At 73.2% G+C, this 15,332-nt stretch carries 14 protein-coding genes; 11 read left to right on the forward strand and 3 right to left on the reverse strand.

Annotation, left to right across the window (positions count from 1 at the left end; genetic code table 11):
- Positions 1 to 1,353, reverse strand: a complete 1,353-nt coding sequence (locus AC1DXT_RS03215) for a bifunctional o-acetylhomoserine/o-acetylserine sulfhydrylase (protein WP_477060802.1) — start codon at positions 1,351 to 1,353, stop codon at positions 1 to 3.
- A gap of 426 nt (positions 1,354 to 1,779) precedes the next feature.
- Between AC1DXT_RS03215 and AC1DXT_RS03220 the strand changes: the two genes are divergently transcribed.
- Complete coding sequence (locus tag AC1DXT_RS03220) at positions 1,780 to 3,159, forward strand: C40 family peptidase (protein ID WP_477059926.1); 1,380 nt, start codon at positions 1,780 to 1,782, stop codon at positions 3,157 to 3,159.
- A gap of 134 nt (positions 3,160 to 3,293) precedes the next feature.
- On the opposite strand, the gene AC1DXT_RS03225 is transcribed toward AC1DXT_RS03220, so the two are convergent.
- Both AC1DXT_RS03225 and AC1DXT_RS03230 read right to left on the reverse strand, forming a co-directional pair.
- On the reverse strand, positions 3,294 to 4,424 hold the full coding sequence (locus AC1DXT_RS03225; RefSeq protein WP_477059927.1) for a hypothetical protein: 1,131 nt from the start codon (positions 4,422 to 4,424) through the stop codon (positions 3,294 to 3,296).
- A gap of 81 nt (positions 4,425 to 4,505) precedes the next feature.
- On the reverse strand, positions 4,506 to 5,003 hold the full coding sequence (locus AC1DXT_RS03230) for an inorganic diphosphatase (RefSeq protein WP_056085756.1): 498 nt from the start codon (positions 5,001 to 5,003) through the stop codon (positions 4,506 to 4,508).
- A 165-nt stretch (positions 5,004 to 5,168) separates the two neighbouring features.
- Here AC1DXT_RS03230 and dacB point away from each other — a divergent pair, with 165 nt between their 5' ends.
- The 10 genes from dacB (at position 5,169) to AC1DXT_RS03280 (ending at position 15,292) form a co-directional block, all read left to right on the forward strand.
- Positions 5,169 to 6,581, forward strand: a complete 1,413-nt coding sequence (gene dacB / locus AC1DXT_RS03235; protein ID WP_477060803.1) for a D-alanyl-D-alanine carboxypeptidase/D-alanyl-D-alanine endopeptidase — start codon at positions 5,169 to 5,171, stop codon at positions 6,579 to 6,581.
- Between the two features lie 9 nt (positions 6,582 to 6,590).
- The gene (locus AC1DXT_RS03240) at positions 6,591 to 7,643 is read left to right on the forward strand and encodes a zinc-dependent metalloprotease (protein WP_477059928.1); all 1,053 of its coding nucleotides are present in this window, start codon (positions 6,591 to 6,593) and stop codon (positions 7,641 to 7,643) included.
- Positions 7,640 to 8,662, forward strand: coding sequence for a tRNA lysidine(34) synthetase TilS (tilS, locus tag AC1DXT_RS03245; protein WP_477059929.1), 1,023 nt, complete (start codon positions 7,640 to 7,642; stop codon positions 8,660 to 8,662). The genes AC1DXT_RS03240 and tilS overlap by 4 nt, the downstream gene beginning before the upstream one ends.
- Before the next feature lie 5 nt (positions 8,663 to 8,667).
- Complete coding sequence (gene hpt, locus AC1DXT_RS03250; RefSeq protein ID WP_056085754.1) at positions 8,668 to 9,222, forward strand: hypoxanthine phosphoribosyltransferase; 555 nt, start codon at positions 8,668 to 8,670, stop codon at positions 9,220 to 9,222.
- 109 nt (positions 9,223 to 9,331) lie between these two features.
- Positions 9,332 to 11,359, forward strand: coding sequence for an ATP-dependent zinc metalloprotease FtsH (ftsH, locus tag AC1DXT_RS03255; RefSeq protein ID WP_477059930.1), 2,028 nt, complete (start codon positions 9,332 to 9,334; stop codon positions 11,357 to 11,359).
- A gap of 34 nt (positions 11,360 to 11,393) precedes the next feature.
- Complete coding sequence (folE, locus tag AC1DXT_RS03260; protein WP_477060804.1) at positions 11,394 to 11,993, forward strand: GTP cyclohydrolase I FolE; 600 nt, start codon at positions 11,394 to 11,396, stop codon at positions 11,991 to 11,993.
- Positions 11,994 to 12,091: 98 nt separating this feature from the next.
- A complete protein-coding gene (folP, locus tag AC1DXT_RS03265; RefSeq protein ID WP_477060805.1) occupies positions 12,092 to 12,982 on the forward strand; it encodes a dihydropteroate synthase in 891 nt (296 codons plus the stop codon).
- The gene (gene folK / locus AC1DXT_RS03270) at positions 12,979 to 14,259 is read left to right on the forward strand and encodes a 2-amino-4-hydroxy-6-hydroxymethyldihydropteridine diphosphokinase (RefSeq protein WP_477059931.1); all 1,281 of its coding nucleotides are present in this window, start codon (positions 12,979 to 12,981) and stop codon (positions 14,257 to 14,259) included. The genes folP and folK overlap by 4 nt, the downstream gene beginning before the upstream one ends.
- On the forward strand, positions 14,259 to 14,750 hold the full coding sequence (locus AC1DXT_RS03275; RefSeq protein WP_477060806.1) for a DUF3180 domain-containing protein: 492 nt from the start codon (positions 14,259 to 14,261) through the stop codon (positions 14,748 to 14,750). The genes folK and AC1DXT_RS03275 overlap by 1 nt, the downstream gene beginning before the upstream one ends.
- 20 nt (positions 14,751 to 14,770) lie before the next feature.
- Entirely contained in the window at positions 14,771 to 15,292 is a 522-nt protein-coding gene (locus AC1DXT_RS03280; RefSeq protein WP_477059932.1) for a PH domain-containing protein, read from the forward strand.
- Positions 15,293 to 15,332: the final 40 nt, after the last annotated feature.

Consider the following 15,332-nt stretch of genomic DNA (forward strand, 5'->3'; position numbering starts at 1 on the left):
TCAGGCACCCTTCGCTGCGCGGAAGCCCGCGTCGAGGTCAGCCAGGATGTCATCGATGTGCTCGATGCCGACCGCGAGGCGGACGAGGCCCGGCGTCACACCGGAGAGGGCCTGCTCCTCCGGGGTCAGCTGGCTGTGGGTGGTCGACGCCGGGTGGATGACGAGCGAGCGCACGTCCCCGATGTTCGCCACGTTGGAGTGCAGCTCGAGCGCGGAGACGAACGCCTGACCGGCCTCGGTGCCGCCCTCGAGCTCGAACGCGAGCACCGCGCCCGCGCCGCGCGGCGAGTACTTGAGCTGGGCGGCGTGCCACGGGCTCGACTCGAGACCCGCGTAGTGGACCGTGAGCACGTCGTCGCGCGCCTCGAGCCAGGCGGCCACCTTCTCGGCGTTCTGCACGTGCCGCTCGATCCGCAGCGACAGCGTCTCGATGCCCTGCGCGATGAGGAACGCGTTGAACGGCGAGATGGCCGAGCCGAGGTCGCGCAGCAGCTGCACGCGGGCCTTGAGGATGAACGCGAGGTTGACGCCGAACGCGCCCCCGACACCGAGGTCCCGCGCGAACACCAGGCCGTTGTAGGACGGGTCGGGGGTGTTGTAGTTGGGGAACCGCTCGGGGTACTGGGCGAAGTCGAACGAGCCGCCGTCGACGATCACGCCGCCGATCGCCGAGCCGTGGCCGCCCAGGTACTTGGTCGCCGAGTGCACGACGATGTCCGCGCCCCACTGCAGCGGGTTGATCAGGTACGGCGTCGCCACGGTGTTGTCGACGATCAGCGGGACCCCGGACTCGTGCGCGACGCCGGCGACGAGCTCGATGTCGAGGATGTCGGCCTTCGGGTTGGGGATGGTCTCCGCGAAGAACAGCTTGGTGTTCGGGCGGACCGCGTCCTTCCACGACTGCGCGTCGTGCGGGTCGGTGACGAACGTGGTCTCGATGCCGAGCTTGGGCAGCGTGTAGTGCAGCAGGTTGTACGTGCCGCCGTACAGGGACGGGCTGGCGACGATGTGGTCACCTGCCTCGGCGATGTTGAGGATCGCGAGCGTCTCGGCCGCCTGGCCCGACGAGACGAGCAGCGCGCCCACGCCGCCCTCGAGACTGGCGATCCGGTTCTCGACGACCTCCTGCGTGGGGTTGTTGATGCGTGTGTAGATGGGGCCGAGCTCGGCGAGCGCGAACCGCTTGGCGGCCGTCTGAGCATCCGGGAAGACGAATGATGTCGTCTGGTAGATCGGCAGCGCGCGGGCACCCGTCGTCGGGTCGGGCGTCTGGCCGGCGTGGATCTGGCGGGTCTCGAAGTTCCAGTTCTCGTTGCTCATGGTGCTGCGCTCCGTTGTCGATGGACTGTCGATGGATCTGCTGTGGTGCACGGATCCGCGGAGGGTCTCGGGCAGCCGACATCCGTCCCGCGGAGGGGGGAGTGGCGCACGGGTCGAGCCATGGCTCGGGCGGGGTCAGGGCCGTCTTCTGGTGACGGCGACCTGCCCGCGGGCACAGCCGAGCGTGCGCTGGGTCAGCGACACATTCGGCGGGTCATGGGCCGAGGGTAGGCGGATCCGTCCGGTCGTTGGAACAGCCGTCTCACGATGTGGATTCTCGGGTGTCCGTTGCTGCGAACGGGTGATGTCGCACGGATCGCGTCCGGTTCGTCCCAAAGCACATGGATGTGACTCGTGGGACTGGTGTGACAGGTGTTCTCTCCTGGGGTTTTCGCAGGTAGCGTCCTTCGAGGAACGGCTGCCCTCGGCTGTTCGACGACGTCCGGAAAGGCGCCCACGGTGAAGCACAGCAGGAGCACGCGCAGGGCCCTCGTCGCGGGCGCCCTCGTCGCTGCCCTGCTCGCGGCCGGCGCCTCCAGCGCCCTGGCCGACCCGACGCCGCCGTCCACGCAGGACGTGCAGCGCGCGCAGGGCGCCGTGAAGTCCGCGGAACGCTCCGTCGCCTCGATGGAGGTCCGGCTCGCGCAGCTGAGCGCCGAGACCGACGCCGCCGAGCTCAAGGTCCAGCAGGCCGGTGAGGCCTACAACCGGGCCGTCGTCGACGCGGACGCCGCGCAGCAGGCCTCGGCGGACGCCGTCGCCCAGGCCGCGGACGCCTCCGCGAAGGCCGAGGACGCCCGCCGCCAGCTCGTCGCGATCGCCCGCGAGCTCGCCCGCTCCGGCGGTTCCACCGACCTGCTCCAGGCGCTCCTGTCGTCCGACGGGTTCCAGGACGTCGCCCGCCGCACCACCGCGCTCGACCGCATCAGCGGCAAGGCCGACGAGGCCGTCCAGCAGTACAAGGCGACGCAGCTGGTCGCGACCACCCTCGCCGGCCGCGCCACCGAGGCCGCCGACGAGGCCAAGGCCGCGAAGTCCGCCGCCGCCGACGCCCTGGCCGCCGCCGAGCAGGCCCAGGACGACGCCGCCGCGGCCCTGACCGCGGCAGCCACCGAGCGCGACAGCCTCATCACGGCGCTCGCCGCCGCCCGCCAGACCAGCGCCGAGGTCGAGCGCGCCCGCCAGGACTTCGTCGACCAGCAGCGCCGCGAGCGAGAGGACGCCGCCGCCCGCACCGCCGCGATGCGACCCGTGGCCACGGCGCCGGCCGCGACGACCCCTCCGGCGACCACGACCCCGCCGGCGACGACCACCCCTCCGGCGACCACGACCCCTCCGGCGACGACGACCCCTCCGGCGACCACGACCCCTCCGGCGACCACCACCCCTCCCGCGACGACGACCCCGGCACCTGCTCCGGCGCCCGCGCCGGGCAAGTACGGCCTCGGGACCGGCACGTCGCGCGGCTCGGCGGGCGGCGGTGCCGCGGCGCTGGCCTGGGCGCAGACCAAGACCGGCCTCCCGTACATCTGGGGCGGCGTCGGCCCCGACGGCTACGACTGCTCGGGCCTGTCGATGAGCGCCTGGCGCACCGCGGGGGTCAACCTCGCCCGCACCACGCGTGACCAGTACAAGCAGGTGCTCAAGATCAGCTACAACGACCTGCGCCCCGGCGATCTCGTCTTCTGGTCCACCGACGCCACCAACCCGGACGCGATCTACCACGTGGCCATCTGGGCCGGCGGCGGCCAGATCATGGAGGCCTCGAAGCCGGGCGACCCGCTGCGCACCACCAAGATGCGCTGGGGCAACACGATGCCCTTCGCCGGCCGCCCGTAACGCCCTCGTCTCTCGCTCGTCCGCAACGTCCGCACTCGATGGGGCTGGAGCCCTCCTGAGTGCGGACGTCGTGCTCTCCCTGCGGGGGACGTCCGCACTCCTGCCTGCTCGGAGCCGTCGGAGTGCGGACGTTGTCAGACCGTCGGCCCCTCCCGGGAGGGGGTTGGGGTCCATCCCGCTTGGCGCAGCGCGCGCTCCACGGCGTCAAGATGGCGGTGCGGGTCGAGGCGGAGGCCGAGACTGGGGATCCGCAGCACGGTGTCGCCCCCGAGCGCGATCTCGTTGTGCCGGACGCTGTCGTCGATCCATTGGTCGGGCTGCAGGTGACCGACCCCGTCCACCTCCACCACCACTCGCCACCGTCGCCAGCGCACGTCGAGGTACGAATGACCGCGCGCTGAGGAGACCACGACCTGGCGGTCGGGTTCGGGCAGGCCACGTGCCCGGCAATGTGCGGCGAAGTCGAGCTCGTTCAGGGAGTGGGCTCCGCCGGCCACGTCGAGGAGCACGCTCCGGAGCAGTGAGCGCCTCCGGTCTCGCTTCACCCTCTCGAGCGCCGAGACAAGAGGATCGATCGTCGTCAGTCGTTGCTGCACGCTCGCCACGAGCACGAGTACCGCCTCCCGGTCCGACCTCGCCCACAGGGCCGCCTGGATGGCTGCGATCGCGGGCCTCGCTCGTGGCACTCCCGCAGTCACGACGTCCTCGTCGCGCCAGCGTCGTGTCTCGTGCACCCGGACGCCCGGTGGCGGCGGGATCGGGTGCGACGACTTCGGAGCGGCGACGTGCACGAGGCCGTCGTCGGCGATTCCCGAGAGCCCGGCCGCGATCAGTGCTGTGAGCCCGGCGATGGCGGCTCGGGGGCGTGCACCGGTGGCAGCCCGCGGAGCGCACTCGAGCACGCCCAACCACCAGTCGACCTTGTCGCGCGGCTGCGGAGGCGCGACCACGACGGTGTTCCTGCCGACGGATCGCCATCTGCCGGCGGCGAGCTCCGCGTCAAGCTGCGCAGCGGTGACTCCGAGTGAGCGGATCTGCGGGCGAGTGAGGAGGCCGGCCTGGCCCACAGCGTGTGCCGCGACACGGTCGCGGCGTTCCACGCGCGGCTGACGATCCGATGCCATGCGCCCAGGTTGTCGGCGGACGCAGCGTGACGCGGAGCCGCGACCAAGGCTGTGGAGCAACAACCGGGCGCTGCATCCGGTGGACGGCTCGACAATGTCCGCACTCGTGAGGGCTTCACCCCGATCGAGTGCGGACGTCACGAGGGGGAGTGCAGCAACGTCCGCACTCCCGCGCGTTGGAACCTGCAGGAGTGCGGACGTTGCGGGGGAGCGGGAGCAGAGTCAGTGGCTGTAGTAGTTGGTGTCGATGGCGCGCTGGCGGCTGCGCTCGATCTCCGCCTCCGCCTCCGACCGGCCTACCCAGTGGGCGCCCTCGACGCTCTTGCCCGGCTCCAGGTCCTTGTAGACCTCGAAGAAGTGCTGGATCTCGAGCCGGTGGAAGTCGGACACGTCGTCGATGTCCTGCCGCCAGGCGGCACGCTGGTCGCCCGTCGGCACGCACAGGACCTTGTCGTCGCCGCCGGCCTCGTCGCGCATGCGGAACATGCCGAGCGCGCGGGCGCGGATCAGGCAGCCGGGGAACGTCGGCTCCTCGAGCAGCACCAGGGCGTCGAGCGGGTCGCCGTCCTCGCCGAGCGTGCCCTCGATGAAGCCGTAGTCGTCGGGGTACCGGGTCGAGGTGAACAGCATCCGGTCGAGGCGGATGCGCCCCGTGGCGTGGTCCACCTCGTACTTGTTGCGCTGACCCTTCGGGATCTCGATCGTGACGTCGAACTCCACAGCAGCTCTCCTCATCCCCACGTCCGCCCCCGTGATGGGACCAGCGGTCGCGCGACACTCGTCGTGCGGCGCGCCGGAGTGTCAGGGGCGCCCTTGTCTCGGACAGTATCCTGACGCACCGCGGGACGGGGCGTCCCACCGGGGAGCGAGCGGGGCGGGGTGACGATGACCACAGCGGCGAGAGTCGTCGGCACGKGCTTCCTCGTCCTGCTGCTGGCCTGCGGCGCGTACGTGACGGCGGACGCGTACGACGTGGTCCCGGGCATGGTCACCCTCGAGGACCCGCCGCCGGAACCCCTGCCGTTCCCCACCGCCCCGGGCGCGGTCGAGCCGGCCGAGACCGGCTCCGCGCTCGCGGACCTGGACCCGCAGGCGCCCGTGCCGGTGGCGGCGAACGTGCAGGCGCTGGTCGACCGGCTCGTCAAGGACCCGCGGATGGGCGCGAGCGTCGGGGTGGTCGTCGTGGACCAGCTGACCGGGGACGTCCTCGGCGCGCACCTGGCGGACGCCGGTCGCACGCCGGCGTCGACGGCCAAGCTGGTGACGGCCGTCGCGGCGCTGAGCACCCTCGGGCCGGACGTGACCTTGCCGACGAGGGTCGTGCGCGGCCCGGGCAACAGCATCGTGCTCGTCGGCGGCGGGGACATGATGCTCGCCGCCGGTGCAGGCGACCCGGCGGCGGTCGAGGGGCACGCCGGGCTGGCCGACCTTGCCGCCCAGGTGGCCAAGGCGCTGCAGCTCGAGGGCGCGACCACGGTCAGCCTCGGGTTCGACGACTCCCTGTTCTCCGGTCCGACGCTGAGCCCCACGTGGAACCCGGCGGACATCGCCGCGGGCTTCGTCGCGCCCGTCACCCCGCTGGCGGTCGACACCGCCAAGATCACGCCCGGTGAGTACCCGCCCCGCTACCCGGACCCGTCGCTGGCCGCGGCCAAGACGTTCGCGCAGCGACTGGCCGAGGTGGGGATCACGGTCGACGGCACGCCGCGCCGGTCGGAGACGCCGGGGAACGCCCGCGAGCTCGGCGTCGTGCACTCGGCGCCGCTGGACGGGATCGTGCACCACTTCCTCGACACCTCCGACAACACGATCACCGAGCTCGTCTCCCGGCTCGTCGCCATCGACGCGGGCCTGCCCGCCAGCTTCGAGGGCGGCACCACCGCCGTCCTGCACGCGGTCTCCGTCGCCGGCGTCGACACCACGGGCGCCAGCCTCTCCGACGCGTCGGGCCTCGGAGCCGGGTCGGTGCTCCCGCCGGACCTGCTCGTCGGCCTGCTGCGGCTGGCCACCGACCCCGCGCACGGCGTGCTGCGGGACGTGGCCACGGGCATGCCGATCGCCGGGCTCACCGGCACCCTGAGCGACCGCTACACCCAGTCGCCGGCCCGCGGGCTGGTGCGCGCTAAGACCGGCAGCCTCCCGCACGTCACGTCGCTGGCGGGGACGGCGCTCGACGCCGACGGACGTCAGCTGGTGTTCGTCGTCATGGCCGACGCGACGCCCGACGGCGGCCAGTGGGGGCCGCGCGCGGCGATCGACTCGTTCGTCACCGCGTTGTCCGGGTGCGGCTGCGGTTAGTTTGACCCGGTGGACACCACCGAAGGCCCGGTCGACTGGGAGCTCGCCGCCCGCATCGCCGGGCGGCTGGCCGCGCCGGGACCCGCGGCGGACCGCGCGGAGCTGACCGCGCTGGTCGACGAGCTGCGCGACGCCGCCGGCCGCGCGGCCGCGCACGCGAGCGCGATCACGGGCCTCTCGGCGGCGGACGGGACCCCGCCGGAGCAGGTGTCGACGGTGCTCGTCGTGGACCGTCCGCGCTGGGCCCTGGCCAACGCCGAGGTGTTCGCCGCGATGACCGGTCCGCTCGCTGCCACGACGCCGTCGTCGGCCGCGCGCTCGGCCGCTGCGCTGCAGGTCGGCGGTGTGCTGGCGCTCCTGTCCGGCAAGGTGCTTGGCCAGTTCGACCCGTTCACCTCCCGCGACGGCCGCGGCCGGCTGCTCCTGGTCGCGCCGAACGTGCTGCACCACGAGCGCCGGCTCAAGGTGGACCCGTCCGACTTCCGGCTCTGGGTGGCCCTGCACGAGCAGACCCACGCGCTGCAGTTCGCCGCGGCGCCGTGGCTCGCGGAGCACCTGCGCAGCCGGGCGGCCGAGCTGATGACCGACCTGGCGGGGGACAAGTCCCTGGTCCCGCGCGTCGGCGAGCTGCTCCAGGCCGTCGCACGGGCGGTGACCGGCGGTGCCGACGACGGCGTCGGGGTGCTCGACCTGCTGTCCGCCCACCAGCGCGAGGTGTTCGAGGAGGTCGGCGCGGTGATGGCCCTGCTCGAGGGGCACGCGGACGTCGCGATGGACGAGGTCGGCCCGCGGGTGGTGCCAAGCGTGCGCAAGATCCGCAAGGCGTTCGAGGCCCGGCGCGACGAGGCGGCCAAGGCCCGCGGCGTCGACCGCGTGCTGCGCCGGCTGCTCGGCCTCGACACCAAGCTGGCGCAGTACCGCGACGGGGCCGCGTTCGTCCGGGCGGTGCGCAAGGACGTCGGGATCGACGGGCTGAACGCGATCTGGACGTCGGCGGAGCGCCTGCCGCGCCCGCAGGAGATCTCGGACCCGCGCGCGTGGGTGAGACGGGTGCACGGGTGAAAGGTCCCGCCCGCGAGGTCGCCGCGGTGCGGTCGGCGGTCGTCGCCTCGGTCGCCGACCTGCCGCCCGACGCGCTCGTGCTCGTCGCGTGCTCCGGCGGTCCGGACTCGCTCGCGCTCGCGGCGGGCGTCGCGTTCGTCGCGGGGCGTTCCACGACGACGTGGCGGGCTCAGGCCGTCGTCGTCGACCACGGGCTCCAGGACGGCTCGGCGCGGGTGGCCGACGAGGCGGCGCAGGCGTGCCGCGGGCTCGGGCTCGAGGCCGTCGTGGTCCGCGTCGCGGTGGACGGCCCGGGCGAGGCGCACGCACGCGCGGCCCGGTACGCGGCGCTCGACCGGGCGGCCGACGAGCTCGGTGCGGCGACCGTCCTGCTCGGGCACACGCTCGACGACCAGGCCGAGACCGTGCTGCTCGGGCTCGCGCGGGGGTCCGGCGCACGGACGCTCGCGGGGATGCCGGCGACGCGCGGACGGTTCCGCCGGCCCCTGCTGGGCCTGCGCCGCACCGACACCCTGGCCGCCTGCGCCGCGCAGCGCCTGGTGCCCTGGCACGACCCCACCAACGACGGCGCGCACGCCGACGCCTCGCTGCGCAGCCGCGTCCGCAGCGACGCGCTCCCGACGCTCGAGCGGGTGCTCGGCCCCGGTGTCGCGGACGCGCTGGCTCGGACCGCGGCCCAGCTGCGCGACGACGCCGACCTGCTGGACGCGCTGGCCGCCGACCTGCTGACCGCGGCGTCGTCCACGGAGGGTCTCGACGTCGACGTGCTCGCCGCCGCGCCGCCGGCCCTGCGCACCCGGGCGCTGCGGGCCGCCGCGGTCGCCGCCGGGAGCCCCGCCGGTGCGCTCCTGCGGGTGCACGTGCTGGCGGTCGACGCGCTGGTCACGGACTGGCACGGGCAGGGCGCGGTGGCCCTCCCGGGCGGGGTCGCGGCCCGTCGCGCGTGTGGCAGGCTTGCCCTGGGTCCGGCCCCCGCCCCGCGGGAAGCGCCGGTACGGGTGGCGGATCAAGAGGAGTGACTTCGGTGGACCCTGCGGACATGGGCGACGACCTCGAGCGGGTTCTCCTCTCGGAGGAGCAGCTGCACCAGAGGCTCGACGAGATCGCGGCGCAGATCGACGCCGACTACGCGGGCAAGGACCTGCTCCTCGTGGGCGTCCTCAAGGGTGCGGTCATGGTGATGGCGGACCTCGCCCGCCGGCTGCACTCGACCGTGCAGATGGACTGGATGGCGGTCTCCTCGTACGGCTCGGGCACCAAGTCGTCGGGCGTCGTGCGGATCCTCAAGGACCTCGACGCCGACCTCACCGGCCGGCACGTGCTCATCGTCGAGGACATCATCGACTCGGGCCTGACGCTCTCCTGGCTGCTGTCCAACCTGCGCTCGCGCGGGCCGGCCACGGTCGAGATCGCGACGATGCTGCGCAAGCCCGAGGCGTCCAAGGTCGACGTCGACGTCCGCTACGTCGGCTTCGACATCCCGAACGAGTTCGTCGTCGGCTACGGCCTCGACTACGCGGAGAAGTACCGGAACCTGCCGTTCGTCGGCACGCTCGCTCCGCACGTGTACGGCGCCTGAGGTCGAGTGCGCCCTCGGTGAACACGGTCGGTCCCGCCCAGGTTCCCCGTGTAACTTCGAGGCCACCTGTCCCGCGAGCGGAGGTTGAGGGGCCCTGCCCCGATCGCCCATGAACGTCAAGCGACTTGCCCGTGGCCCCATCCTGTGGGTCGTCATCGCCGTGATCCTGCTGTACATCGGCGCGTCCACGCTCGCGGCCCCGAAGATCAGCAAGATCGACACGTCGGACGGCCTCACGCTCATCGCGGACGGCAAGGTCGAGCAGGCGAAGATCACCGAGGGCGTCCAGCGCGTCGACCTGACCCTCACGGAGGACTTCACCAAGGGCGAGGACAACCTGGGCAAGCTGGTCCAGTTCAACTACGTCGTCCCGCAGGGCGAGTCCGTCGTGGCCGCCATCGCGGACGCGGACATGGAGAAGGGCTACACCTCGGTCGTCCCGCAGACGTCGTGGTGGGCCAGCATCCTCAGCTTCATCCTGCCGCTGATCATCATCCTGGGGATCTTCTGGTTCCTGATGTCGAACATGCAGGGCGGCGGCTCGCGGGTCATGAGCTTCGGCAAGTCGAAGGCCAAGCTGGTCAACAAGGAGTCCCCGCAGGTCACGTTCTCGGACGTCGCGGGTGTCGACGAGGCGGTCGAGGAGCTCCAGGAGATCAAGGAGTTCCTCGCGGAGCCGGCCAAGTTCCAGGCCGTCGGCGCCAAGATCCCCAAGGGCGTCCTGCTGTACGGCCCGCCCGGAACCGGCAAGACGCTGCTGGCCCGCGCGGTCGCCGGCGAGGCGGGTGTGCCGTTCTACTCGATCTCCGGCTCGGACTTCGTCGAGATGTTCGTCGGCGTCGGCGCCAGCCGCGTCCGTGACCTGTTCAACCAGGCCAAGGAGAACGCCCCGGCGATCATCTTCATCGACGAGATCGACGCCGTCGGCCGCCACCGCGGCGCCGGCATGGGCGGCGGGCACGACGAGCGCGAGCAGACGCTCAACCAGATGCTCGTCGAGATGGACGGCTTCGACGTCAACGCGAACGTCATCCTCATCGCGGCCACCAACCGGCCCGACATCCTCGACCCCGCCCTGCTGCGTCCCGGCCGCTTCGACCGCCAGGTCGCCGTGGACCCGCCGGACCTCAAGGGCCGCGAGCGGATCCTCGCGGTGCACTCGCAGGGCAAGCCGATGGCGCCGCACGTCGACCTGAACGTCGTCGCCCGCCGGACCCCCGGGTTCACCGGTGCCGACCTGGCGAACGTGCTCAACGAGGCCGCGCTGCTCACCGCCCGCACGGGCCAGCAGACGATCACCGACCACACGCTGGACGAGGCGATCGACCGCGTCATCGCGGGGCCGCAGAAGCGCACGCGGATCATGAACTCGAAGGAGATCAAGATCACCGCGTACCACGAGGGTGGTCACGCCATCGTCGCGGCGGCGCTCCGGTACACCGACCCGGTCACCAAGGTGACGATCCTGCCGCGCGGCCGCGCGCTCGGGTACACGATGGTCATGCCCACCGAGGACAAGTACTCGACCACCCGCAACGAGCTGCTGGACACGCTGGCCTACGCCATGGGTGGCCGCGTCGCCGAGGAGCTGGTCTTCCATGACCCGACCACGGGTGCCAGCAACGACATCGAGAAGGCGTCGGCGACGGCCCGCAAGATGGTCACGCAGTTCGGGATGAGTGCCAGGCTCGGCGCGATCCAGCTCGGCCAGGCCTCCGGCGAGGTGTTCATGGGCCGCGACATGGGCCACGGGAGGGACTACTCCGAGGACATCGCGGCGTCGATCGACATCGAGGTGCGCTCCCTGATCGAGCGGGCGCACGACGAGGCCTGGGAGATCCTGGTCGAGTACCGCGACGTGCTCGACGCCCTGGTCCTGGAGCTCCTCGAGAAGGAGACGCTCAACCAGGAGCAGCTGGCCACGATCTTCGCCCCGATCACCAAGCGCCCCCCGCGCCAGGTGTGGCTGTCCAGCGACCAGCGCGCGGTGTCCGACCGGCCGCCTGTGATGACCGCCGCGGAGAAGGCCGCCCAGAACGGGCACCCGATCATCCCCGAGGACGAGGCCGCCGCGGCCTTCGGTCACCCGAAGGAGCAGGTCATCGAGGTCCCGCCGTCGCAGACCCCGGACGCGTAGGGGCCGCGCGGTGGCACAGGAGCAGGTGTCCGACATCGGTCCGGTGACGTTCACCGGCGCGGCCGTGGGCGAGTACGACCAGGACCGCGTCGAGGCCGCCATCCGCGAGCTGCTCGTCGCGGTGGGGGAGGACCCCGACCGCGAGGGGCTGCGGGAGACCCCGGCGCGAGTCGCGCGGGCGTACCGGGAGATCTTCGCGGGCCTCTACCAGGAGCCCGGTGACGTCCTGACCACCACCTTCGACATCGGTCACGAGGAGATGGTGCTGGTCAAGGACATCGAGGTGTACTCCACCTGCGAGCACCACCTCGTGCCGTTCCACGGCGTCGCCCACGTCGGCTACATCCCGGGCACCGACGGCCGCATCACCGGCCTGAGCAAGCTCGCACGACTGGTCGACGTGTACGCACGGCGCCCGCAGGTGCAGGAGCGGCTCACCTCGCAGATCGCCGACGCGCTCGTCGCCGAGCTGCAGCCGCGTGGCGTGCTCGTCGTCGTCGAGTGCGAGCACCTGTGCATGTCGATGCGCGGCGTCCGCAAGCCGGGGTCGCGCACGGTCACCTCGGCGGTGCGCGGGCAGATGCGTGACGTCGCCACCCGCGCAGAGGCCATGAGCCTCGTGCTCGGCCGCTGACGCCCGGCAGACCCTAGGCTCGCACCGTGACAGGCCCAGGCTCCTCCCGTCCGGCACCGCTGCCGGCACGGTTGCACGATCTCGGGCGGACGCTCGTGATGGGCGTCGTCAACGTCACGCCGGACTCCTTCTCCGACGGAGGCCGGTGGTTCACGCCCGGCGCCGCGGTGGCACACGGCCTCGAGCTGCTGGAGCAGGGCGCGGACCTGCTCGACGTCGGCGGCGAGTCGACCCGGCCGGGGTCCCGCCGCGTCGCGGTCGAGGACGAGCTGGCCCGGGTGCTGCCGGTGGTCGAGGAGCTGGTGGACCGCGGTGCGACGGTGAGCGTGGACACCACCCGCGCGGTGGTCGCCCGTGCGGCCGTCGGGCGCGGCGCCGCGATCGTCAACGACGTCTCGGGCGGCCTGGCCGACGACGCGATGTACTCCGCGGTCGCCGACACCGGCGTGGTCTACGTGGCGATGCACTGGCGCGGCCACGCCGACGTGATGGACGACCTCGACGACTACGACGACGTGGTGACCGACGTGCGCCGCGAGCTCGCCGCCCGCGTCGACGCGCTGCGCGCCGCGGGGGTGCGCGACGACCAGGTGGTGCTCGACCCCGGCCTCGGGTTCGCGAAGGCGGGGAGCAGCAACTGGCCCCTGCTGGCGCGGCTGCCCGAGCTGGTGGCCGACGGCTTCCCGGTGCTGGTCGGTGCGAGCCGCAAGCGCTTCCTCGGGCACCTGCTGGCGGGCCCGGACGCCGAACCCGCGCCGCCGCTCGCGCGTGACCGTGCCACGGCGGCGGTGACCGCGCTGGCCGCGGTCGCGGGAGCCTGGTGCGTGCGGGTGCACGAGGTGGCAGGCTCGGCCGACGCCGTTCGGGTGGCGGCGGCGTGGCAGGGTGCGACAGGCACGGCTGCGACCAGCGCGGGTGCCGGTGCCGAACCCGGTGACGACGAGCTGGCCGTCGACGAGGACGCGAGAACCGGAGGGAGCACGCGGTGACCACGAACGACGAGAGCCGACCGGACGCGCTGGACGCCAGCGGGCGTCGGCTCGACCAGATCAGGCTGACGGGCATCACGGCCCTCGGGTACCACGGCGTGTTCGAGCACGAGCGGCGCGAGGGGCAGACGTTCGTCGCGGACGTCGTCGTGCACCTCGACACGCGGCGGGCCGCGGCGCGCGACGACCTCGCGCACACGCTCGACTACGGCGCGCTGGCGGAGCAGGTGGCTGCCGTCCTGTCCGGGGAGCCGGTCGACCTCATCGAGACCGTGGCCGAGCGGATCGCCGCGACCGTCCTCGCCTCCGGGGTGGTCCAGGCCGTCGACGTCGCCGTGCACAAGCCGCACGCGCCCATCCAGGTGCCGTTCGGGGACGTCGTCGTCGCCATCCACCGCGACCGGACCAAGCTCCCGGCCGCGGAGCCGTACCTCCCGCGCCCGACGGCCGCCGAGCCGGTCTCCCGGCCCGTCCCCACGTCCACCGCCGCGTTCCCCGTCACCCCGGCGCCCGGCGCCCCCGCGGTCGCCGCCGCCCTGCCCGCCGGTCAGTGGGCCGACGCCGTCGTCGCCCCCGCTCCCGGAGAGCTCTCGGTGGGGGGACCGGACACGCGGTCGACCGAGCTGGAGACGATCCCCGAGGCCGTCGTGGACGGCGAGCTCGTCACGGACGCGCTGGACCAGGCGCCCGACGGGCCGGTCGAGATCGTGCTCGCGCTCGGCGCGAACCTCGGCCCGGCGCAGGAGACCCTGCGCGAGGCCGTGAGCGACCTCGCCGGCACCCCCGGGGTGGAGGTCGTCGAGGTCTCGGCCCTGGCGCGCACCTCGGCCGTGGGCGGACCCGAGCAGGCCGACTACCTCAACGCCGTCGTGCTGGCCACGACCACGCTCGCGCCCCGCGAGCTGCTGCGGGCGACCCAGGCGATCGAGCAGGCGCACGGGCGCGAGCGGCACGAGCGCTGGGGGCCGCGCACGCTGGACATCGACATCGTGCTGTACGGCTCGGTGCTCGCCGTGACCGACGACCTCGAGCTCCCGCACCCGCGCGCGCACGAGCGTGCGTTCGTGCTGCAGCCGTGGGCGCAGGTGGCCCCGCACGCGGTGCTGCCGGGCCTGGGTGGCGGGCCGGTCGGTGCGCTGGCCGCGACCGCACCGGACCGCGACGGCGTGCGCTGGCTCGCGCTCGACTGGCTGACCGCCCCGATCCCGGCGGTCGGCAACGACACCGCCGGCGTCCCGGCCGGCCCCCGACCGGGCCCGGAGGTCCTGGACGCGTGATGCACCGCACCCGCTGGCAGACCCTCCTGCTCGTCGCCGTCGCCGGGGCCGCCGTCACGTGGATCGTGCTGCGCGCGGTCGCCGGGCGCGGCGGCCTGCTCCCGTCCGTGCCGGGGCTGGTGGTGGCCGTCGAGCTGCTCATCGCCGCGGTCGTGTTCTCCATGGGCTGGGCCGTGCGGCAGTTCCTGCGCGGCAAGCGGCCGACGCTGGACCCCATCCGTGCCGCGCGCACGGCCGTGCTGGCCAAGGCGTCCTGCTACACGGGCGCGCTGCTCGCCGGCTGGTACGGCGGGCAGGTGCTCGCGCTGGTCAGTGACCTGGGCGTCCCGGGCAACCGCGGCCGAGCCGTCGCGGCGGGCGTCGCGGCGGGCGGCGCCGTGGTGCTCGCGGTGGTCGGCCTCGTCGTCGAGTGGTTCTGCCGGGTGCCCCCGCCCGAGGAGGGGACCGAGGCCGCGCGCGAGCATCCCGCACCGGACCCGACCGCCACCTGACCAGGTGGAATGATGGCCCCATGACCTCCGACGCCGCCCCGGCTGACCCTCGCAGCACGCGCGAGCCGTTCGACCCTGCCGACGTCACCTGGACGCCTGTGTCGCGGCGGCTCATCGGCGCGCGGCTGACCGTCACGGCGATCGTGCTCACCCCGATCCTCGTCCTGCTCGTCCTCATGGCGGTGCTCGTCGGCGAGGGCTGGCTGTGGGTGTTCCCCGCGGTGGTCGCGCTGCTGGCCCTGTGGATCGTGTGGTTGGTACCGCGCCAGGTGAACGCGATGGCGTACGCGGAGCGTGCGGACGACCTGCTGGTGCGGCGCGGCATCATGTTCCGCTCGCTCGTCGTGGTGCCGTACGGGCGCATGCAGTACGTGGACGTCAACGCGGGTCCGCTCGCGCGCAGGTTCGGGATCGCCTCCGTGCAGCTGCACACGGCGTCACCGGCCACGAGCGCGTCGATCGACGGGCTGCCGCCGCACGAGGCCGCGCGCCTGCGCGACCGGATGGCCTCCCGCGGCGAGGCGCGGCTGGCGGGGCTGTGACCAGCGCACCCGGCACGCCCAGCACACCCGGCACGCCCAG

It is taken from the genome of Cellulomonas sp. P1_G12_2 (assembly GCF_056405535.1).